Source organism: Bacteroidia bacterium, assembly GCA_041391665.1.
Classification (GTDB): Bacteria; Bacteroidota; Bacteroidia; order J057; family J057; genus JAGQVA01.
Genome location: JAWKNO010000001.1, coordinates 928226 through 950663 on the forward strand (window position 1 = coordinate 928226; position 22438 = coordinate 950663).

The following is a 22438-nucleotide window of genomic DNA, read 5'->3' on the forward strand; positions in this document are numbered from 1 at the left end:
CCGGACCATATGGTTCGGCTTTTTTTGTTTATATGGATAGGTTTTAGTCCAGTACAAAAAGCGGAATATCACCAAAAAGGTTGATCGGCGTGAATGGGTGTTGTTTGCCGCCGGTGAGTTCTTTTACCCTTTCGGTTACATAAAGATTTAACTCAAAAAGGTTGATTACACGGTCTTTATTAAAATCCGCCCCGCCGTTGAGTCCTTCCAGAATCGCCTTGGTAAAGGCACCGTGTTTCCATGCAGGGTTTTCATAGGAAAACTCTTTCCCGCTGGAAGAAGTCATAACCGTAACGCCCGGCTCTTTTTCCATCAGCTCATCTACCGCTTTGTTGATGTGCGTTGCTTTGATAGAGGCAAATTCGAAAAGGTCGTACCCTGACTGGCCGCTATGGCAGGCATCGAGGAAAATAAGTTTTTTGCATGGGGTGCCGTTCATTCCTTCGGTCAGGTCTCTGATATTGAGGGCTGTCGCAAATAGATTATTAGCATCAAAATCTGTTGGGAGAATATACAGATTGCCTTTGTTGTCAAGTGCGCCATGTGAAGAAATGAATACCACGATCATATCCTTTTGCGTTGCTTCTTTTTCCAGCCAGGATATTCCGGTTTTAATATTGAAAAGTGTAGCGTCTTTGTTGAGATACTTGCGCACCTGCACTTTGTTGTATAATGTGCCTTCCAGGCTGGCAAATTTATCTGCAAGTGCTGAAGCGTCAGAATGGGCATAGCTTAGACTTACGGAGGGATCCTCATATTCGGAGACACCCATAGCGAGGATATACAGGTTGGGTTTGAAAATGTCGGGTTGGGAACTGATTACGGGCCTGCTGGTGTTGTCGGGGGTAATGGTCTCTGCTACAAATGGGCCTTCGCCAAAATTACCTCTTGCATCTGTTTTCAGGAGGTACATATCTGCGCCTTCCGCCTTGTAACTTTTTGTGCCTCCGGCAATGACAAACCCGCCATCATTGGCCTGGGCAATGCAGTGACCGTAGTCATTTTGGCCGCCATCGCTTCGTTTTTGCCAAAGCATGGTGCCATCTGAGGCAATACAGAGGATCCAGACATCGGAAGTTTTACTAAATGATCCGGTTTGACCAGATAGAATGAACCCGCCGCCGCTGGCGGGGATCATATCGTAAAAGGCGTCTTTTCCCTCTCCGCCATACGTGTGCTCCCATAGTACTTTCCCGCCGCTTGTGAGCCGTACTACTTTCCCGTCCAAATCCCCTTTTTCAGGCATAAATGCCCATCCTCCCGCAAGATAGTCTCCATCGGGTGTTTCCTGCACGACTTCAACTATGTCATTTCCGGGTGAACGCAACGCCCGTCTCCATAATCCTTTGCCTTTACGATCCACTTTGATCAGCAGCATGTCTGCTCTGTTGACCGTGTCATAAGACTGATAACCGCCGATCAAAAACCCTGAATCACGGGTTTCTACAATAGAATACCCCATCTCCACACCGTGTCCGCCGTAAGTTTCCTGCCAGAGTTCTTCCCCTACAGCATTGAGCCTGAGGAGCCATACATCACTTTCTCCTTTGCTGTTGGAATAGGTAAAACCGGTAACCGCAAACCCCCCGTCGGCAGTTTGTGTAATGGACTTGGCCTCTTCGTCATAAGCGCCTCCATAGGTTTTTGACCACATGCCCTCTCCAAATTGGTTTAACTGGAAAACCCAGGCATCGCTCTGCCCCGCATTGGAGTTGCGGGTATAACCGGCAACCACATAGTTTCCGTCTCGCGTTTCAATCAGGGCATTGGCCCAGTCAAAGTCAGGGGTTCCCAAAAACCTTCTCCATATTTCTTCTCCATAGCGGTCCACTTTCATCACCCAAACGTCACTTTTTCCTTTTCCATAAGAAAAAGTAAAGCCGGCCATGACATAATTGCCATCGCGTGACTGAATGACTGACATGGCGTGTTCGTCTTGTTTCCCACCATAGATTTTGGTGAATGTTTCCTGCGCAAAAACCTCTGACCACATCAAAAGTGTGGCAAAAAGATAAAAAAACAACCTATTCATAATTCCTACAGTTTAGTGTAGATCATTGTTTCATAGAGGATTCCTTAGGGGTGGGGTGTATATGGGTGAATCTATAATCTAAATATAAGCAGATTTTATGCAAAGATTGTCCCAAATTCTGTTGATTGATAGAAAAAATTATGAAATTATCCCGGAAATAACAGACTACTAACTATGGAAAAAATTGTTGGATATCTTGGACTATTTATGAGTGTATTTTTTATGTTCACCGGAGTATTTATTATGTGGAAACAACCACTGAATGTTCCGGCCTATTTTTCTTCATTACAAAGCAATCCTGCTGTTTTCCATTTTATTCTGGGAGCGATGCTCCTTGCCTATGGAATCTTTCGGTTTGTCAGGGCGTATAAAATGGTAACAAACAACAAAACGCAGTAATATGAGATATTTTGGTGTGTATATTCTGGCTGGTCTGCTTTTGCTGAGTTCGATTCCATTGATGGGCCAGACAGATGTCGTCGCAAGACTTGATCTCAACCGAAGAGATCCCAAGCCTGATTTTTATGAATATTCGCCGGTTGATGGCGGACTGGTTACTCTGGGGCCTTCAAGCCTGGCTTCAAACCGTTTTTTAAGCGTTACGAAGTACGACAAGAACCTGAAAAAACAGTGGACAAAAAAAGTAGTGGAACAAAATGGCCGCAAGAACATAGACTTTGTCGCAGTCATTGGCTCTAATATACTGGTATTTGTTTCGGAGTTTTTCCTGAAAGAAGGGGTAATCAAAACCTATTATTATGGATTTGACCTGGAGGGAAATGAAATCGCCAATGAAGAGACGCTTTCTGTTTATCCCAATCAGAAGGAACAGAAGGTGGAACTTCAGTATGTGCTTTCTCCCAACAAAAGGCAATTGCTCTGTTATAAAAACCTGAAAAACAAGCGTGACTCGGAGCAGATTCTCTATTATATTTTTGATGATGAAGGGGATCTCGTTCAAAATGGTGAAATGGAACTGAAATACCCTGACAATCGCTTTCAGGTGGTCAGTCTTCGGGTGAGCAATAGTGGAAATATTTTTGTCCTGGGTAAATTTTTCCGCACAATCACGGTCAAAGAAGCAACTGATTTTCAATATGTGGTTTACCGGTACGATATCTCTCAGGGACAGGGCCGCGAAATTCAGATCGAACTGGGGGACCGCTACATCACCAATCTGGCTTTCAGGCTCGACCGCGATGAAAATATTTTTGTCGCCGGGTTTTACTCCAACCGCTCTACAGACCAGATTGCCGGTACTGTGCTTCAGCAGATTCGACCTGATGGGACAATAGCTCTTAACTCAAATGAAGCTTTTGATGAGGGATTTTTGAGAAATTATCTCTCCAATAGCCAGATTCAGAGAGGAAGGGAGTTGCGCAATTTTTATCTCGACTCCGAAAATGGCATTATTCTGCGTTCAGATGGCGGGGTACTGCTGATTGCAGAGAAATTTTACATCACCTACCAGTCCTACCGTGATCTCGCAGGGTATTGGGTGGATCGGGAAATTTACCACTATGAAGATGTGATCCTGACCTCCATTGACGGAAATGGAAATATCGAATGGCATGCAATTGTAGACAAAGCGCAGGAATCGGAATCGCCCACGGCACTTTCCTATTTTAATGCGATCAGTAGCCAGGGGTCTTATATTTTCTACGAATACAAACCCCGCAAACGCGATATCAACATATACTATAATACGATTGGTATGACCGGCCGTGTGTCTGAGCGCATTCCGCTGCTCAATGACTATAAGTTTGGTGACCAATTTTTTCCCCGATTCTGCGAGCAGATCAACAATGACGAGGCACTGATGGTCTATATGCAAAACCGGGGAAAGGTTCTCTCGGTAGTAAAAGTTAAGTTTGCCGGCTAAATGGGCGTGTTGATATCCCACGATTCGAGGATATCGGCGACTTTTTTGACAAATCTTCCTCCCAGTGCGCCGTCGACAACGCGGTGGTCATAAGAGTGTGAGAGGAACATTTTCTGGCGAATGGCAATCATATCACCCGTCGGGGTTTCGACCACGGCGGGTATTTTTCTTATAGCACCGGTAGCGAGAATGGCCACTTGTGGCTGCATGATGATGGGTGTCCCCATGACATTGCCAAATGTGCCGACATTGGAAATCGTATAAGTGCCGCCTTCCAGTTCGTCGGGCTTGAGTTTATTGATGCGCGCCCGGTTGGCCAGATCATTGACTGCGGCAGAAAGTCCGGCAAGATTTAATCTGTCGGCATGTCGTATCACCGGTACGATCAGGTTGTCGGTTGGGAGAGCCACGGCCACGCCGATATTAATATCTTTTTTGACCAGGATTTTATCGCCGTCAACAGAAATATTCACCATAGGATGTTCACGCAGGGCGCGGGCAACCGCCATAATGAAAATCGGGGTATAGGTGAGTTTTTCGTTGTATCGGGCCTCAAAGGCATTTTTTACCTTGTTTCGCCATACGGTGATATTGGTAACATCTGCTTCTACAAATGAAGTGACATGTGCAGAGACATGTTTGGAGTTTACCATATTCTGCGCAATCAGCTTGCGCATGCGATCCATCTCAATGATGTCGTATTCTCCTGAATGAGAAAATGTGATAGCGGGTGCCTTGGCTACTACCGGCTGGGCAGCAGAAATTGCTGTGGTTGCTGCAACCGGAGTTACTACCGGTGCTGCAGATCGCTCACTGACATAAGCCAGAATATCTTTTTTTGTCACTCTGCCGTCCCGCCCGGAGCCGGGGATAGTTTCCAGTTCCCCCATTGTGATGCCCTCAGTCCGGGCAATATTGAGCACAAGTGGCGAGTAAAAACGGTCGCTTGCCGAACCAGACAATGAAACAGTCTCAGCAACAGGCTGATCAACTGGTAAGAAAGGTACACCCGATCCTGCAGAAACAAGTTCTTTTTTTGCTTCTTCAAATGTGGGATGCCCGTTTCCATTGCCGGGATTATCTTCTTCGGTCTCTGTTTCGATGACAGCAATGACCGTACCTACCGCCACGACATCTCCTTCTTTAAACCGCTGCTCCAACAATTTCCCATCAACGGGTGAAGGAACTTCGGAGTCAACTTTATCTGTCGCAATTTCCAGTACGGTTTCTTCCTGCTCGATCGGGTCGCCGATTTTTTTCGTCCAGCTGAGGATCGTCGCTTCAATTATACTTTCGCCCATTTTGGGCATGATAAGCTCAAATTTTGCCATAACTTCTTCTTCTTGATACAATCGTATTTTCCGGCAATCTTTCAAAAACAGATGTTATGTTGAATCTGTTTCAAAAATGAAATCTCAAAGCTACTCAAAAATCATACGTTACTCAAAACGAGTACGGACATTTTTCAAACATAACTTCAGCGCTTCATTGGCAGCTCGTTCTATATTAACGTTTCTTTTGTAAATAAAATCAACATGATGTGAGTCTACACCAAATCGATCGGAATATCCGAGCCAGGCATGGGGGCGGGTTTCTCCATCCTGCTCGGCAAGCCCTGTGGTTGCGATCCCAATATCTGCTCCAAGGAGTTTTCTCACACCTTCTGCCATTGCGATTGCTACAGCTTCTGACACTACATTATTTCTCTCAATCATATCGCCGGGGATGCCCAATACCTGAATTTTTACAGGAACGGCATAAGCGGTGACCGAACCTCTGAAAAAACTGGAGGCGCCGGAAATGGACACAATCATCGCTGAAATTATACCGCCGGTTAGGCTTTCTGCTACCGCCAGCGTCAATTCTTTTTTCTGAAAAATGTCTGCGATTTCTTTGGGCAGAGGCTGTTCTCCCAAAGCATAAATTTCGTGGGCAAACAGATCTTTTACTAATTGTGCGCTTTGGTCAAGTGCGGCTTCGGCACTGGCGGCCTCGTTTTCAGGAACCTGTGTAAACAACTCCAGCCAGAGACCGTCATTGCGGGGCAGGTAAGCGATTTCGATAGAACCGGGAATCTGCGGCTCTATGGTTTCCATACGCTCCGCAGCTACAGACTCGGGCACTCCCGTGATTCTGACGGTACGATGGAGAAATGCCTGTACCGGAAAATGTGCCTGCATCTGTGGAATGACCCCATGTTCCAGCATATGAAGCATTTCAAAAGGTACTCCCGGCATGGAAAAGAGCAGTTTCCCTTCCCGATGAAACATCATCCCCGGGGCCGTTCCCTGCGTGTTGGGTACTACCTGACATACATCCGGAACCATAGCCTGAAGGCGTGTCAGATGAGTCATCGGCCGGTTTCGGCTGGCATATCGTTCTTCAAGAAAAGTAAGCGTAGGCTGATGCTCTACGAGTGTGCTGTCAAACAACTCTGCAAGGGTGTGTTTGGTAATATCGTCTTTGGTTGGACCTAATCCTCCCGAAACAAGGACAATATCGTTTTGCGCCAGCTCCGCTTCAACCGTATCGCGGATGGCTTCGCGGGTGTCGGCAATCGCAACGACCCTGTCCAGAGAATATCCATTTTTCCTGAGAATCAGTCCGGCTTCTGCGGCATTTGTATTGACAATACGGCCCTTCAGCAATTCTGTACCGATCGTGATCATCGAAACCTTCGTCATAAAAAATACTTTAGTCAAACAACTTTTTTTCCCGCTTGAAGTTAGAATTTAGTATCACGAATAAAAACAGATGAAATCAATGTTTTTTCTTTTACCCTCAATTTTTTTCATCAGCTTTTTCGGTTGTGTGAATCCTCCGGAACCCGTGCTGACCAAATCAGAATCTGATACCATGCAGGTAGTTTCCTTTCCGCAAACCTACCTTGCATTGGGCGATTCTTATACGATCGGACAAAATGTACCGGAGTCTTCCCGTTGGCCGGTACAGCTTCGCGATTCTTTGGTTGCTTTGGGGATAGAACTGCAAAAGCCGGAGATTGTTGCCAGAACAGGCTGGACTACTGACGAACTGATCGAAGCGATACGAAAAACGCCGCTGGCTGATACTTTTGGAATGGTTTCCCTGCTGATTGGGGTGAATAACCAGTATCGTGGATATCCTATTGCCAAATACGAGACGGAGTTTGGGCGCTTGTTGGATACTGCGCTGGGATTTGCCGGAGAAGATCTCAACTGTGTTTTGTGCTGTCTATACCAGACTATGGAGTTACGCCGTTTGCGGCAGGCCGGAATCCCGCCAAAATCGCAGAAGAGATAGACAATTATAATCTGATGGCAAAAAATATCTGCGAACAGCGGGGCGTCCGGTTTTTTGATATCACAGAAATCTCCCGGCTTGCCAAGGACGATCCGGAACTGGTAGCCAGCGACGGGCTTCATCCTTCGGGTAAAATGTATACAGAATGGGTAAAGCTGATTTTGCCGGAAGTTAAAGCTATACTAAAGTGAAACCTGACGCTCAATCACCGCCTCTACCAGCACGCGCGTCGGTTGGTTGAGATCGAGTCCAAGGCTCTCCTCAAGCCCCACCCAATGGTACGCGTAGGCTTCGTCGTTGAGGATAACTTCGGTAGAATGGGTCCTGGCCGTAAAGTTTATCAGCAGAAAATGGCTTGGCCGGTAAAATTCGGGGTGGTTGTAGGCATCCTGAATCAGGATAAACTCTAAATCGAAGATGTCCAGATTGGTTTCCTCTTTGGCTTCACGGATAAATGCCGCCTCCATCGTTTCTCCGTATTCCATCTTTCCGCCCGGTGTGCCGAGAAGATCCGACCATTTGTGAGTACGTACCAATAGAATTTTTCCCTCCGGATTAAAAATCAGTCCGCCAACCGTAGCCAGAGGACGCGGGGCTGGTAACTTTTCGTATTCCATATTCAGTTGTCGGTTTTTTCCAGTGTCCAGGACGACTCGCTGATTTTTTCTCCGTCCTCACCAAAGTAAACCGAATACTCCCTGATAATTGTTTCGGATTCCCAGATATAAATATGCTGACCTGCCGGCGTCTGGCCTCCTGCTATGTATTCTGTCAGTAGCAGCTTGTTTTCGTTTTCAAATGTACCTTTCCCTATATGGACAAACGTCCCGGTCATTTCTACCACTTTTGAGTGATTTTTGGTAACTCCCAGTTTGTAGATAATCTTACTGTTGGGTTCGTAAACCAGCATCTCTGAGCCATCAGAAAGAAAGGGAATACGTCCCTGGTCGGTAATAAAGGTCTTATTTCCCTTGTATTCGCAGATCATGGAGAGCCCGTCTGCTCCTTCCCGGCATACTACTTCCAGGGTAATGGACTTCGGGTCAATGCCATCAGGAACAGGTTCAGATTTGAGGCTGCCTGGCACCATTTTCCACGTACCATGAAAGCGGCGCAACGGATTGCTCTCCACTGTCTGCTGTTGGGGTTGGAAAATTGTCATCCAGACAGCAACCAAAAATAAAGGATGTAAAGTCATAATTCCGGGTTATTCATTGGGCGCCATTCCAACCAGCTTCATCTCTTTGATCAGATAACCGGCGCCGGCAAATTTGTCTATCACAAACAGCACATATCGAATATCCACACTGATATTGCGGCACTGGTTGATATCGTAATTGACATCGCTCATGGTTCCTTCCCAGTTCCGGTCAAAATTGAGTCCTACCAACTGCCCTTCGCCGTTGATCACAGGACTACCGGAATTTCCGCCGGAAGTGTGATTGGACCCGATAAAACACACCCGCAACTCTCCATCTTTATGGGCATAAGGTCCAAAGTCTTTGGCATGGTAAAGGTCAACCAGCCTGGATGGAATATCAAAATCATAGTCTCCAGGGATGCCTTTTTCTACAATTCCGCCGAGGGTGGTGTAATATTTATAGTTCACCCCATCATTGGGTTTCATGCCCTGTACTTTGCCATAGGTAACGCGCAGGGTGAGATTGGCATCAGGATAAAAAGGCTCTTCAGGAAAAACTTCCCGGAGGGCTTTCATATACGTGCGGTTGAGTTGTTCGACTTTCTGATTTAGAGAGGTGTACTGTGGTGCGAAGCGGAAATAATTTTGATACAGACTCGACATCAGGCCGAAGGCTGGGTCGCTTTGTATAGCTTCTGCATCGAAGTTGTTGAGCAACTCATTAAAACTGCGCTCAGAGGTAAACTTGCTGTTGTCAAAAACATAGGTGGCATAGGCCTGAAAATCTCCGCCAAAACGCTCATTGATTACGGGAATCAGAGCGGGCAATTCGTCTTCACTAAAATATTTGAAATAGGATTCCAGGATCAGCCCCATCGTCTCCCGGTCTATATCGGGATTGTAATCCCTGAAAAACTTCCGTCCATAGCGCCGGAGTTTTTCTATTTCCTCTTCTTTCCGCTCATCATTGCGGGTTTCGAGGATTTCACCCAGGCCTTCTGCCAGTTTCCACGCGACATCCATCAGTTCGATCTGGTCACCGCCTTCCTGGAAAAACAGCATTTGTTTTAGGGCGGGGGTCAGTTGTTGATAGTAGGATTCGTAATCAGAGAGGATATTGCCGTAGTTTTTTTGCCAGTCGGGATTGGCATTGATCCGGCGCATGAATTCCTGTTCAAATATTTGTTTGTTTTCAACAGTATGGTTGCGGGTCAGCCCCCTGACTTCGCCTTTCCATTTCGTATATCCATTGCTGATACTTTTTTCCTTATTTGCGTATTGCAGGCGGATAGCGTCGCTTTTTTTCATTTCGCGATTTAATACCCGGAGTCGTTTCTCCCGTAGATCAATGCGTATCGGGTCCTGTACATTTACGATCATGTCTACGGCATAAGATGGGAGGTATTGCTGTGTGCTTCCGGGAAAACCATACACCATCGTAAAATCACCTTCTTCCACCCCTTCCATAGATATGGGGAGGAAATGGCGGGGTTTGAGCGGAATATTCTGCGGGGAATAGTCGGCGGGTTTTCCATCGGGACCGGAATATACACGGAAGACGGAAAAATCGCCATTGTGCCGGGGCCATAACCAGTTGTCTGCTTCTCCGCCAAATCTCCCGATCGAAATAGGCGGGGCGCCTACCAGGCGCACATCCGAAAATTCTTCCATGACAAACATGTAATACTCGTTGCCATAGTAGAATGGTTTGATCTCTGCTTTGTAGTGGGTATTTTGAACGGCTTCTGCCCTGATTGAGGCAATTCTTTCCGCAATCAGCGTTTTCCGGCTTTCTTCATCTGCTGCCTGGTCAATGTCTTTCAGTACCTTTTGGGTTACATCTTCCATTCTTACGATAAAGGTAACCGTCAGTCCGGGGTTAGTAATTTCCTCTTCCCGGCTCATCGCCCAGAAACCATTTTTTGTAAGGTCTTTTTCCAGCGTACTGTGTTTTTGTATATAGCTGAATCCGCAGTGGTGATTGGTCAGCAGCAAGCCTTCGGCAGAGACCATCTCGCCTGTACAGCCTCCGCCAAATCTGACAATGGCATCTTTAAGACTGGACTTGTTGATACTGTAAATATCTTCAGCTGTGATTTTCATTCCCATTGCCTGCATTTCCGCCTCATTGGCTTGCAGCAGCAGTGGCAACCACATCCCTTCACCCGCAAATACCGGAAGGGAAAGAAATAGAATAAATAATAAGTGTATGAACCGTTGGAAGCGCATGGTAAATTGATTAATGTGCACGGCACAAGTTAATCATTTCACTGCTAATCAGCCTAAATACTAACTGGTCAATCGTGGGAAAAGCAGGGAAGTATCGCCATAACTTAAAAATCGATAGTTATTTTGAAGGGCTTCTGCATAGATTTTTTTCCAGTCATCTCCCACCAGTGCCGCTACGAGCAGCATGAGCGTTGTCTCCGGCATGTGGAAATTGGTCATGAGGGCATCGCATACATGAAAGGGATATCCGGGCAGAATCAAAATTTGTGTTTCCCCTGTCCACTGATGCATATGGTGACTTTTCATAAAATCGGACACTGCGCGCAGGGCGGTTTTCCGGTCGGGCAGTACATGTTTTTCCTGATCGTAGGGTTCCAGTTTGCCGACGAAAAATGGCTTGTCAGGGTCTGCGGTTTTTCCGCGAAGCAATTGTAGGCCCAGCCAATAAATGCTTTCCAGCACGCGCATGGAGGTGGTCCCTACGGGTATCATCTTGCCCGGATGGTTGCTCAGTCTTTCGATTACATCGGGGTAGATGATCATTTGCTCTTTGTGCATGTCGTGGTCCACAACTTTGTCGTGTTTCACGGGCAGGAAAGTCCCGGCACTCACATGCAGTGTTACAAATTCGAGCCCTATACCTTTATCTTTGAGGGAGTTGAGTACGGATTCTGTAAAATGCAATCCCGCTGTAGGAGCGGCTACGGCTCCTTCCTGGTTGGCATAGACCGTCTGGTATTGTTCGCTGTCTTCATCATCCGCTTTCCGGTTGATATAGGGCGGCAGTGGCATTTCGCCGAGATGATGGAGGATGTCTGCAAAAGGAATATTTTCCGGCATCCAGGAAAGTTTTACCAGATTTTGTTGTCTGTCAAGCAGTTGGGCGAACAAGATTGTTTCTTCTCCTGCAATGGAAAAAGGTTGCCGGAGAATTTCTCCCTCTTTCCATCTTTTTTTCCTTCCTATGGCGCATGACCAGACACATTCGCTGGTAGCCTGCATAGCCTGATTTACTTCGTGAGGGGTATGAGGATTGAGCAGGAAAATTTCAATCAGCGCGCCAGATTCCCTATGAAAAAACAGCCTGGCCCGGATTACCTTCGTATCATTGAAGACCAGCAGCGTATCTGGCGAAAGTATTTCCGGAATCTGAAAAAATATCTGATGGGAAATCTCTCCTTCTCTGCAGACCAGAAGTTTCGACTGGTCCCGCTGTGCCAGCGGATGCTGGGCAATACGATCTTCAGGCAGGTCGTAGTGATAATCGGAGAGGAGGATATGGTCCAGGTAGTCGATAGATCTTGAGGTTTTTATGTCCGCAAAATTAATACTTTCCTGCAATTTTTTTGTCTGTGGAAGACAAAAACAAAAACTTCAAAGCTCCAGATCTTTTCGCCCGAAACTTTGAAGTTGGATTGTGTGAGAATCAATTATTCCCCAATAAATCAGCGTTCTTTACAGGGGTAAATCAAGCAGGATTCTTTGTCTTTATCAATATTTCGGGAATTGCGAATGCTGTGGGAGGTGTTATATTTTTGAGTTTTTGTGAGAGAAAATTGGAGGTTCGCCAAAAAAAAACGAATGATTCGCATTTTGCGACTTTTTGCGTCACTTATCAACATGTAAGGATTTTCCCAACTTTATCCCTGCTGAAACAATTCGGGTTTACCAATCACACTGCAAATAGGGCATTTGTGCGGATCGTGTCCCCTGGCCGGGCAATATTCCCTGCCGAAGTAGATTATCTGAAGGTGAAGTTTGTTCCAGCTTTCGCGGGGAAATATTCGTTTTGCATCAGCTTCGGTCTGGACAACATTTTTTCCGTTGCTGAGCGTCCATCGATCCATCAGCCGGTGAATATGCGTGTCCACAGGAAATGCTGGCTCCCCAAAGGCTTGTGACATGACGACGGAAGCGGTTTTATGGCCTACACCGGGCAGTGCTTCGAGTTCCTCATAGGTTTGGGGTACATGGCCCGCATATTTCTCTATCAGTATTTTTGACAGGTTGGAAATGGCTTTGGATTTGGTAGGCGAAAGACCACAGGGTTTAATGATTTCGCGGATTTCATCCACATCAACCTCCGCCATTGTGAAAGGATCCCCTGCGCGGGCAAACAGGTGCGGTGTTACCTGATTGACACGCACATCTGTGCATTGGGCAGAAAGAAGTACGGCCACGAGCAGCGTATAGGGATCTGTATGTTCCAGGGGAATAGGCGTTTCCGGATACAACCGGTCCAGGGTATCTATTACAAATTGAGCCTTTTCCTGTTCAGTCATAAGTCATGTTTTATGTTGGTAACACTACTTTCCGCCAGCCGCAGGCAGGATTCGCGCAAATAGTAAATTTCACTCCTCCTCTTCCTGAATTTTCCTCCCGATCTGGTCAATCATATTATCTGTTTCAAGGGTGTTTTTTTCCTGAAGCGATTTTTTGAAAAAATAAAAAACCATCCGGGCCAGGGCGATACCAACTACCACACCGATAATAAAAGCCTTGTATTCCAGCACATAAACCCAGACAAAAACAACCCCGATTTCGATCGGCCACCAGATGGCAATGGTGCCCAGCACCCATTTCAGCGGACGTTCGCCTTTTGCGATTGCCAGCTTGTAGATATCCTGGCAATGGAAAAAAGTGCGCAGCAGTTCGAGACAGATGACGAAAACGACGATGAGTGTATTCAATATGCCAATGATTGATCCCTATCCGTACGAATGCCAAAAATTACGTCTTTTTTTGACTTCGGGCAACTTTGGTTATTCGACCTTAACCATTACTTGCGGACTTAACCCCGACTCTCTTCCATTGGGATAAATGACCTTTACCGTGTATTCATAAATCTGCCCCGGGCGGATCTGTCTGTCGGCAATTTTCTGCTCTCCTTGTGTGAGGTTGGCCAGCGTGATAAAATTGCCGCCATTCACTGCACGGTATACAGCATACCGGAATTTTCCAGAATACGGATACTGCCAGGAGATATCTATTTGGTTTTTTTGGGTGTTGAGACTGGCAGAAAGCAACCTTACCGGAGGTTTAATGGAAAAGTCCACTGCTTTCAGATAGAGCGGGTAAGCCTCCTCTGAACTCAAACCATCATCATCAATCGCCATAATAGAATATTCATAGTGTTTGCCCGGTTCAATCAAGCTGTCGGTAAATACAGGGAGATAGTTTTTTCCGGGGAAAATCGCCATCTGTTCCCACTCCTGTCCAGCTTCTCTGCGGAACAGAAGGTGCATCGCCACATCTTCGCTGGTGCTGGAAATCCATTCAATGCGAATAAACCCGTTGCCCACGAGATAGTCGCTAAATACAGGCGGAGAAGGCGGAATGAGGTCGGGCCTTTTGAGCTTGAGTATTTGGGAGAATGGCGAATAGTTGTAGTTTGCATCGACGGCTACGACCCTGTAAAACGCATTTTCTGTCAGCGTTTTAATCATAATCGTATCATAAAAAACAGTATCGCGCCAGGGGCTGTCTGTGATCCGGGCAAATACATGGTCTTCGGCGTTGGCATAAAAAACCTCATAGCCGATAATATCCTTTTCCGGCCCGAGGTTCCACCTCATTGTAACCACCCCGTTGGTGTCCACTTTGCCCGTGAGACCCACGGGCGGGGCGGGTGGAAGGCTGTCCACGATCAGGCCATAAATGGCCATGGAAACCTGCCCGTTTCCGGCGGTATCTTTGCTGGCGACGACATAAAAATTGGCTGTAAGCGGGTTGGCGGTTTGGTCGGTGAAAGATCTTGCAGCCGGTGGAAGCGGCTGCTCCGTCAACGGCAGAAAGCCGTTGATCGCATTGTCGCTGCGACCGACATAAAAACCTTCCATATCACCAGGGATATCGGGCATCTCCCAGGTGATCTTCACCTGGTTGCCCCCCAAAGCAGTTGCTTTGAGGTTGATGGGAGCCGGAGGCGGTGTCCGGTCCCGCCCCATGGCGGAGATGGGCGCTGAAGGTTCGCTCAGCTCGCCAAATGGGGTAATGCCGGTAATTCGGTAAAGGTATGGGTGGTAGTTTCGGGGAATAGAATCGAGATATACCATGTTGGGATTATACAGGGCGCTGTCCTGAGACGGTGGGCTGATAAATGGCAGGTCTGTCAGGCGTTGGTAAGATTTTTCTCCGTCGCCTGAGCGTTCGATATAATAAGCAGTGAAATCTCTCTGGTGCGCTTCCCTCGACCATTCGATCTGAATCTGTCCTTCCATTTCCACCGCATTTGCGATCACAGGTTGAGGAATATCGTTTGTTTCCGCCGCATTCACTACGATGTAAGCTGTATCAGAAGAATAAATCTGGTGGGGAATGGCAGGATAAATACGATATACATATGTTCTTCCCTTTGTTACATTGTGATCTGCAAACCGCAGGCCTGAAGCCGTTGCTGTACGGGAAGAAATATCAGCGGCAAGTAATGTGAGTGTCCATCGGTTGGCGAGTTCGTTGGCTTGCTGAAAATATCCTGCGCCTTTTTTACCTATTGTCAGCGTTTTTCCATGAATACATTGTGCTGCAACTGCCGCCATCGGATTGTTTTTTTCGGGTGTGCCGATAGCTGCCCATTTTTCCAGATCCCAGGGTTTGACAGGTTGCTGCACTATTTTTTGATATTGTCCCGGGTCAAAATCTTCGGGGCGCATATAACTCAGGCGTTCGATTTGGTAGCCGTGCTGGTTGGCCAAAGCCCAAAGCGATGCATTACCCGGTGCCCAGCGCAATACGATGGAATCTCCGTAGCTTTTGGCCATGACCAAAAGGTTGGGTACGTGTGTTGAATCTGGCGTCTGTGCAGACAAGCTGGCTGATAGCGCAACCAACCATATAAAAGCAATGAATTTTGGCATAAGGCTTTGGATTAGTAGCGAAAGTCTTTGGTAAAATAGGTTCCGTCCATCTGGCTGCTGGTGCCATTGGAGGGTCGCCGATATTTGAAAGACAGGGTATAGGGCTGATTCATATAACCCGAAAATTGATAATGTGCATCTACCTTCCCCATCATCTGATTGGCAGCCTGCCAGGCAGAATTATAATACTGTTGTACATAACTCCATTTTGCAGGTACAGATCGTATTGCGGCAATATTATTCCTCATTTCATGGAAATCCTGAACGACATATAATGGTGTTCGCATATTGAGATTAAAAGTATTCGAAGGAATATTTGCCATCGTATTTCCTCCCGCAGGTGTTGGATAGGTGAGAGCGGGACCGCTCAGGATACCTGTACTTGCCGACATTCCGGAAAGCCCATTGCCAAAAGTGCCGCCGGCCTGCATATTCATGGTGCCGGTTACTCCTGTCCCGACAGTTGTTGTGGTAATACCCGGGGTATTCATGGATGTCGGGTTTCCAGAACCTCCGGTATTGTGATTACCTAAAGCATGATGCAGATACCAGTCTGTGAGCGGAGCCGTCCATGTATTTTGGCTGTAATCTATGCTCAACCGTGGGGGAATTCCCTTTCCATGGGCATTAAGAGGTGCAACACTAAATCTTCCCAGGCTGCTGGCTGGCATAAGCCCGTTTCGCACTCTGTAGACGTCAATATTATTGTGGTAGGGAGAACTACTGAAAAAAGGATCGCTTATCATCACCAAAGGCTGAAGCCGGCGTGTACCATCCTTATAATAACCCACCAGATCGTATTCTTCGAATGGTTCTGCTACCAGAGTATGTAGTGCAAATTCATCCCATGACCCATGCCAGGCATATCCAACGAGAAATATTTGCATATTATTCAGCTTGTCTCTGAGTGTATTAAACTTGCTGGTTCGGAAGTATAATTTGTAAAGCAGTTTTTCTGATTCATCCACCACGGCACCGGGAAGTTGTTTTGCCTGGGAGCGAATGGTCTGCTGCCCTCCCGAATAGGTATTTACCAGCGGGCTTACCGTCATCAGGCTATTGATACCACTGGCCGTTAGCTGGCTGTTAACCGAAAGATTGGCGGTGGTCATATTTGCCAGGATACCTGATAATGGGGCTCCCGATCCGGATGAAGGCGGGGCAACTTCTTTTCGGAGAATCTGAATCGCATAGATTTCTTCATTATCCAAAGCGGGCAGGGCAAAGTTTATGGAAGTGCCTCCGGTGTAGGTGATGGGCATGTCAACGGGTGTTACGTCATTTTCATCCAGCCTCGTAAACCTGGCTGCGTATGTGTAATTTTTTCCAGCTATCTGCGGGGCAAACAATTGGGGCATACCCACATTCAGTCGTATAAACCCACGGTTTTGAGATGTTTCTCCTTTGAGGAAATAGTTTTGCCGCTTCAGTGGATACGTGAATGTTACGTTTTCTTCCGGAATGCTATCTGGTTGTGCGCCTGTGGTAAACTGTACTTCTTTGATTTCAGACCAGGGTAATCCGTTGTCGAGTACAGGTTGGTTTGTACCATTGGTGAAGAGTTCTCTCGCACGGATTTCAATACGGGCAGTGTAGCTGGTATGACCGTCGAGCATGTCGCGGAGGTTGAAGTAGGCAATAGTACCATCATTGCTCAATTGGCGCGTTCCTCTTTTTCTTTCACCGGTAGTAGTATTGATAACCGTAAAGTTGTGTATATAAGGCTCAAACCTTCTCGGCGTTCCATAATTGCCGTGTTCGTCCATGATCGGAATTTCCACAATCCTTTCTACTGGCATGTGAAAACTTACTGTAGGATTGGTGAAAACGCTCACAGGGTTTCCTTCCGGCTGCATATCTGCGATAAAGGAGATACTTTCAAACGGATTGGAAGAGATGGCTGTACACGGCTCACCGAGTGTAAGCTGGAAGTTGTGATTTCCCTCTACCAGTCCTCCCAGGACACTGTATTGCAGATGTGCCTGTCCTTTAAAATATTCAGGATTGGGGAGTCCGGCTGTGAGCAAAAGGGCTGCATTCGCACGAAGAAAACTCACTTCTCCTTCAAAGAAAAACACGTTTACATATATCCCAAAATCACCCCAAACCCCTGCATAAGCCTGCCCTTGTGCGTACCAGCCATCTGATCCCGGGGCGATTCCCGACTCCTGACAAATACGCGTATCACTGTGGGTAACATTCAGGTCAAAGCCCAGCATGACTCTCAGGTCTGCATAAAATATCAGGTTCCACAGTCGAGGCGGATCAACATCCAATGCTGCACCAAAGGCAAATCCCTGTCCGCTGGTATATACCGGCATATTGGTGCGGGGTTTATTGATAAATGTATTGGACACAGCCGTTCCCTGCCCCGGGCCGCCTGAATTCAACAAAGCGAGGATTTCATTTGGTGGAGGGGGAAGTGTGGCGGGCAGATTATGGCCAATCATCAGGTATCCGTTGATGTCAGCCTCTGCGGGTATGGGGTCAAGGTTAATTTTTAATCCGCCTCTCGCCGATGGCGAACCTGCGTGGAAATACCAGAGGCCAGACTCGGCGTGGAAGGTTGCGTCCACCATCTGGTTATTCGCCAGCCTTCCATGCAGCCTTCCGTAGTTCATAAATACATCAATTTCCCCATGTACAAAATCATTTCCCTCGGCAGGATTGCTGTACACTACGTCTACAGAGCCCCATATTTTTGCGCTGCCGCGGTTGTAAACGGGTGCCATTACATAAGCATCTCCCCGAATCCGGATCATGTTGAGTCCGCCGGAGTTGTTGAATTCCGCCTGAACCGTTACATCCATATTGAGGGCGTCAGACTTGGGCGTCGTACCCAAAACAGCGGTCAGTTTTAACCCCAGAAAGGTATTAAAATTGGGGGTATAGGTTACGCCGGAAGTCTGCGGAAGCTGGCTGTTTGCGGCTCCGCCTGCCAGGGTGCGGGACGCCGTTGGCAGACCGTTTTGGTTCATCTGCATATGGTGGTAAGCTCCCCCTCCAAATCCATATATGGCCACGCCTGCCCACAAAACAAGCCCCGGCTCAGGTATTCCCACCATCCCGTCTACATACCAATAGCTGTAATAACCGCTGGTATTAAATCTGGCCGTAGGGTCGGGGCGCATCGTACCAAAGCGGGTTGCGAGATTTGCCCGTATGCCCATCGGAAGCGTGACATCCAGTCCGCCTGCGATCCCGTTGCCATAGACTGGGTCCTGATCATAAAATTCGAGGAAACCTGAAAGTCTCATCGCACTGGCAGTGATGTCTATTTCCACGCGGGATAGATCAACGCCTGTCAGCCGGAAGAATTTTTTTCCTCCCCCCGGCCAGTTGAGTTCGGATCGGATCAGAATAGTGGCTGCCGCAGAAAATCCCGACTCTCCGCCTGCAAGGGTGATTTTTGGCTTGATAAGCAGGGTGGGTGTACCCAGTCCCCCTGTAAATTTGATGGAGTCTATGGTCAACGGAAATCCTGCCAGCTCTTTTTGCGGACTGGCATGTGAAAAATACACTCTGTCTGCATCAAGGCCGGTTTCGGTATTCAGCCGGAAGTTTTGAAAAGCGAGTTCCGGAATATGTATCGCGGGCACTTTGGCTATCGCCCTTCTCACGGCAGAGGGTACATATTCGTCTGAAATGGTCAATCTTCCGGTAAGATTTGCATCGGCATACGTGCTGTCAGCTGATACGGAAAGGTTGATGTACGAATTGGGTTCGAGCTGTAGCCTGGCAATGACCATTTCTACATTCACGGTATCTTCTGTGCTTACTCTGAAGTCAAAGGCCAGCCCTGAAGATGGCCGGTTGCTCAGCAAGGCGCTATACCGCAGGTATTCTTCTTCCTGCATGATGGGCATACCTACCTTTCCGGACATCCCTGCGGAGGTAAAGCTGCTGGAAACCAGGGTCATATGCAATGTATCCAGTGAAAACCCCCAACCCTGTATGTCTCCATCCATATAAGAAATGATATTTTCCGCGCGAAGACTTCCTGTTACTCCCGTACGGTCAATGATAAGATTCCTCACGCCAAAAAAGGACCGCTGGCTGGTGGAGAATTCTTCGGGAGTACGCACCGAAAGCGTTTCCATATAAAATCCTGTCCATAAATTGGTGAGGCGGGGGTTGAATACAGATGTGTCGGCGTAGGCTGAGGGGAATTGAATATTCACCGGGTTGCGGGTATCAGACATATCCATCCAGGCATTGGTTACCGCAAAGCTCCATCCTTCGGCCCCCGGGATCTGAAAATCGCTGATGCTGATATTTGCCAGAAAATCTGACAATCCTTCACAGGACTGGACGGAAAACTGCCCCTGTACATTGCCAGGCCCTGGTTTTCCGTTGGGGCCATCGGGAACCATCATTGCGCGGGGAAAATTGACATGACCTGAAAGATTGAGACAGGTCAGCCCTTCGCAGTTCCATCCCACACTGCTAATGACTTTTCCGGCTCCACTATCGACTCCGTTGAGGGCGATTTCGACTCCGCCTTCCAGGGGAATGGTAAATTCTCTTGCCAGATTCAGGTTTCCTACTGCTCCGAGGCCATTGGGACTAAAACATATATCCGTAGCCCCCAGGGAGATAATATAATCACCAATAGCTGGTAACTCCAGATTGGCCATCGCAGAAAGTGTTGCGCCCGTAGGTGTAAATACCATATCGGTAATGGCCAGAATATAATTTCGCCCCCCGATTTCCCTGTCAATACCTATGGGCAACGGTGTTTCTGTATTTCCCGAAAAAGCGCTTACTACCCGGTTCCCTTCGGAAAGGTACTGGTTGAGCGCCCGAGCTGCACCGGGAGCCATTGCGGCAAGTTTTGACGACCCCGGCCCGATGCTGTCCACCGTAAACGAGGTGCCGTTGTCCTGAACGGCCCGTATATCCCCGGCAAATACTTTGTTTGTCCCGTTGTACTGAAGATCGCGAAACCGCACCCTTACCCGTATTTCGTTGAGAAAGGGCACCGCAATCACTCCCTGCCCGGTAAATCTGCTTCCACTGGTACCAGTGACCGACTGTACCTGCAACTGAAACAATCCTACCTGAAGTGTCCGGCCTGTAGGATCGTCAAAGGTAGGCTCGGTGGAAGTGGGCGCAAATGCCTCACAGGTCGAACGGCAGGTAGTATCTTCAGGGGCCGGGGAAGAAGCAATTTGTGGTGCGTCAAAGTTTTCCCTCAGAATAAACATATTTACCTCGCTTCTTCGGTAGGAAATTGTGTCATTTCCTTCAGGATTTTTTGCCCATTTTACCCGCCAGTAATAAGTGCCGGTATCACTTGCTACCCAGTTTCGGGAAATCTCTTTATAAATCGAGTCTGCAATGGATATGGAATCTCTGACCACAAAATCGAGCTGCAACCGGCTTCCAGAACCGCCGATGGTTCCCTGTTTTATCCATTCAACCGAATCAAAATCAGGGGATTTGCTGACCTCCAGTATCCATCGCTCATGCACATAACCGTTAAACCAGTCCGCCTGCTCACAATCGGCCCCTTGCCGCTGGCGGATGTCCACATGGTCGGGAATGAGTTTATTGGCCGGATCCCCGGTATCAAAGCGGAATACCAAATCTGCCGGACGGATAATATCTCCATATAACGGGCTGATGAGATTCGGTTCTTTCATTCCAATCTCAAACTGCTGCTGTTGAATAAAGGTGGAAAAAACATCGCCCTTTTTTCGCAATTCTACTTCCGCCGTCCAGTAATACCGTTTCCCACGCTCAAATGTGATAGGGTTTCGCGCCTGATTTTTGTAGGCAGGCATGGTCTGCGCCTGAATCTGGTTGACATTACGCTGGTCGCACATGATCCTTCGCTGTGACTCCATCGGTCCCCAGGGCCATCGGTTGTCCGCAATATATTCGTCTTCATACCCATCTTCTATGCTGAATAGTTGAAGATGGCTGTGATAATAATCAAATTCGTTGTCGTAAGGCGCCCATTGGACTACAATCGGGAAAAAGTTGAATGGCACGATGTCCCGGTCCAGCGGAAACATAGGAAAAGCCTGAATAAAGCCCCCCTGTTGTGAACTGTTATTAAAAACAAAGGTACAGACTTCGCTATACCCGTTGTTTTTTACTCTCAACTGACCCAACAGATCGTAGGCGCGTACGCGCACAGCGTAGGTAGTGGCTTCTTTTAGCTCAATTTCCTCCGGAATCGAAACCGTCAAAGCTTGTGCGTTGACGACTTCCTGTTCGAAGAATAAGGGATAAGTCGCAGATTCAATTGCGTCCTGTGGGGCGCGGTTTCCCGGTTCGAGGGGAACAATCCTGACACTATAGTATATATCATCCGTAAAGCCCGGAGGGCGAATGAAGGTCCAGTTGACGGAAAGGACATTGGAATTTGGGGTAACAACTACGCCGCAGGGAAGGCCTACAACCGGTGCATCGGGAGTTTGGACAGTAAAAATCGCACAACCGGAGGGGAAAGGTGGGGAAAGCTCGTTGAGTTCATTAAAACAATCAATGGCCTGTACACAAAATTCATACGTACCATCTCGCAGGGAAGGATCACGCTGCAAATCTGCGTAGGTAATCCCTGTGAAAATCATCGTATTGGCTGCATTCGGTTCAAAAAAATTGCCCAGTTCTTTGGGATTCAGATCCGTAACCCCTGGCTGCAATTCCATGCAGGGTTGTTGTATGTTGTAAATGTCGGACTCAATCGAAAATCCCTGGTCAAGATTGGTCAGTTTTACATGGTATTGTACCCATACCGGTTCGGTACCGGTATTTACTGCAGTGACCAAAAACAGATCATCTCTTTCGTAAAGATCAGCGACATTTACCGGAACCGGTGGCGTAAATGCAACATTGATGGCGACGGGATATTGCCCGAATGCTGTGCCATAAAACAGAACTGAAAAAAATGAAAAAACTACCAGCTTGCTAAAGCAACTTGTGGACTTTGTGCCGTCCTTGTGACCTTTATGTTTATGGGAATCGGGCTGCTGAAAGGTATTTCTTTGATTTTGCATGGCTTCGGG

15 protein-coding genes are annotated in these 22438 nt (G+C 47.5%); 4 read left to right on the forward strand and 11 right to left on the reverse strand.

Annotated features, from left to right (window positions below):
• Nucleotides 1–43: 43 nt before the first annotated feature.
• Nucleotides 44–2032, reverse strand: a complete 1989-nt coding sequence (locus tag R3D00_03920; GenBank protein ID MEZ4772306.1) for a caspase family protein — start codon at nucleotides 2030–2032, stop codon at nucleotides 44–46.
• Between the two features lie 174 nt (nucleotides 2033–2206).
• Between R3D00_03920 and R3D00_03925 the strand changes: the two genes are divergently transcribed.
• Both R3D00_03925 and R3D00_03930 read left to right on the forward strand, forming a co-directional pair.
• Nucleotides 2207–2431, forward strand: coding sequence for a hypothetical protein (locus tag R3D00_03925; protein ID MEZ4772307.1), 225 nt, complete (start codon nucleotides 2207–2209; stop codon nucleotides 2429–2431).
• 1 nt (nucleotide 2432) lies between these two features.
• Nucleotides 2433–3914, forward strand: a complete 1482-nt coding sequence (locus tag R3D00_03930) for a hypothetical protein (protein MEZ4772308.1) — start codon at nucleotides 2433–2435, stop codon at nucleotides 3912–3914.
• Here the strand turns inward: R3D00_03930 and R3D00_03935 are convergent.
• Both R3D00_03935 and R3D00_03940 read right to left on the reverse strand, forming a co-directional pair.
• Nucleotides 3911–5245, reverse strand: a complete 1335-nt coding sequence (locus R3D00_03935; protein MEZ4772309.1) for a dihydrolipoamide acetyltransferase family protein — start codon at nucleotides 5243–5245, stop codon at nucleotides 3911–3913. The genes R3D00_03930 and R3D00_03935 overlap by 4 nt on opposite strands.
• A gap of 108 nt (nucleotides 5246–5353) precedes the next feature.
• Nucleotides 5354–6616, reverse strand: a complete 1263-nt coding sequence (locus tag R3D00_03940; GenBank protein MEZ4772310.1) for a CinA family nicotinamide mononucleotide deamidase-related protein — start codon at nucleotides 6614–6616, stop codon at nucleotides 5354–5356.
• A 52-nt stretch (nucleotides 6617–6668) separates the two neighbouring features.
• On the opposite strand from R3D00_03940, the gene R3D00_03945 reads away from it, so the two are divergent.
• Together R3D00_03945 and R3D00_03950 are read left to right on the forward strand one after the other, a co-directional pair.
• Complete coding sequence (locus R3D00_03945; protein ID MEZ4772311.1) at nucleotides 6669–7196, forward strand: hypothetical protein; 528 nt, start codon at nucleotides 6669–6671, stop codon at nucleotides 7194–7196.
• A gap of 14 nt (nucleotides 7197–7210) precedes the next feature.
• Entirely contained in the window at nucleotides 7211–7387 is a 177-nt protein-coding gene (locus R3D00_03950) for a hypothetical protein (protein MEZ4772312.1), read from the forward strand.
• On the opposite strand, the gene R3D00_03955 is transcribed toward R3D00_03950, so the two are convergent.
• The 8 genes from R3D00_03955 to R3D00_03990 all read right to left on the reverse strand — a co-directional run bounded on the left by R3D00_03955 (nucleotide 7379) and on the right by R3D00_03990 (nucleotide 22429).
• Nucleotides 7379–7813, reverse strand: a complete 435-nt coding sequence (locus R3D00_03955) for an NUDIX domain-containing protein (GenBank protein MEZ4772313.1) — start codon at nucleotides 7811–7813, stop codon at nucleotides 7379–7381. The two genes, R3D00_03950 and R3D00_03955, sit on opposite strands and share 9 nt — an antisense overlap.
• A gap of 2 nt (nucleotides 7814–7815) precedes the next feature.
• A complete protein-coding gene (locus R3D00_03960; GenBank protein MEZ4772314.1) occupies nucleotides 7816–8394 on the reverse strand; it encodes a hypothetical protein in 579 nt (192 codons plus the stop codon).
• A 9-nt stretch (nucleotides 8395–8403) separates the two neighbouring features.
• Nucleotides 8404–10566: a S46 family peptidase gene (locus R3D00_03965; GenBank protein ID MEZ4772315.1), complete on the reverse strand. Its 2163-nt coding sequence runs from the start codon at nucleotides 10564–10566 to the stop codon at nucleotides 8404–8406.
• A 60-nt stretch (nucleotides 10567–10626) separates the two neighbouring features.
• Nucleotides 10627–11907 (reverse strand): S-adenosylmethionine:tRNA ribosyltransferase-isomerase, encoded by a 1281-nt coding sequence (locus tag R3D00_03970; GenBank protein ID MEZ4772316.1) that lies wholly within the window; start codon nucleotides 11905–11907, stop codon nucleotides 10627–10629.
• Nucleotides 11908–12206: 299 nt separating this feature from the next.
• Nucleotides 12207–12848, reverse strand: coding sequence for an endonuclease III (gene nth / locus R3D00_03975; protein ID MEZ4772317.1), 642 nt, complete (start codon nucleotides 12846–12848; stop codon nucleotides 12207–12209).
• A 69-nt stretch (nucleotides 12849–12917) separates the two neighbouring features.
• Nucleotides 12918–13256 (reverse strand): hypothetical protein, encoded by a 339-nt coding sequence (locus tag R3D00_03980; GenBank protein ID MEZ4772318.1) that lies wholly within the window; start codon nucleotides 13254–13256, stop codon nucleotides 12918–12920.
• A 72-nt stretch (nucleotides 13257–13328) separates the two neighbouring features.
• Nucleotides 13329–15422 (reverse strand): hypothetical protein, encoded by a 2094-nt coding sequence (locus R3D00_03985; protein MEZ4772319.1) that lies wholly within the window; start codon nucleotides 15420–15422, stop codon nucleotides 13329–13331.
• Nucleotides 15423–15433: 11 nt separating this feature from the next.
• A complete protein-coding gene (locus tag R3D00_03990; protein ID MEZ4772320.1) occupies nucleotides 15434–22429 on the reverse strand; it encodes a hypothetical protein in 6996 nt (2331 codons plus the stop codon).
• Nucleotides 22430–22438: the final 9 nt, after the last annotated feature.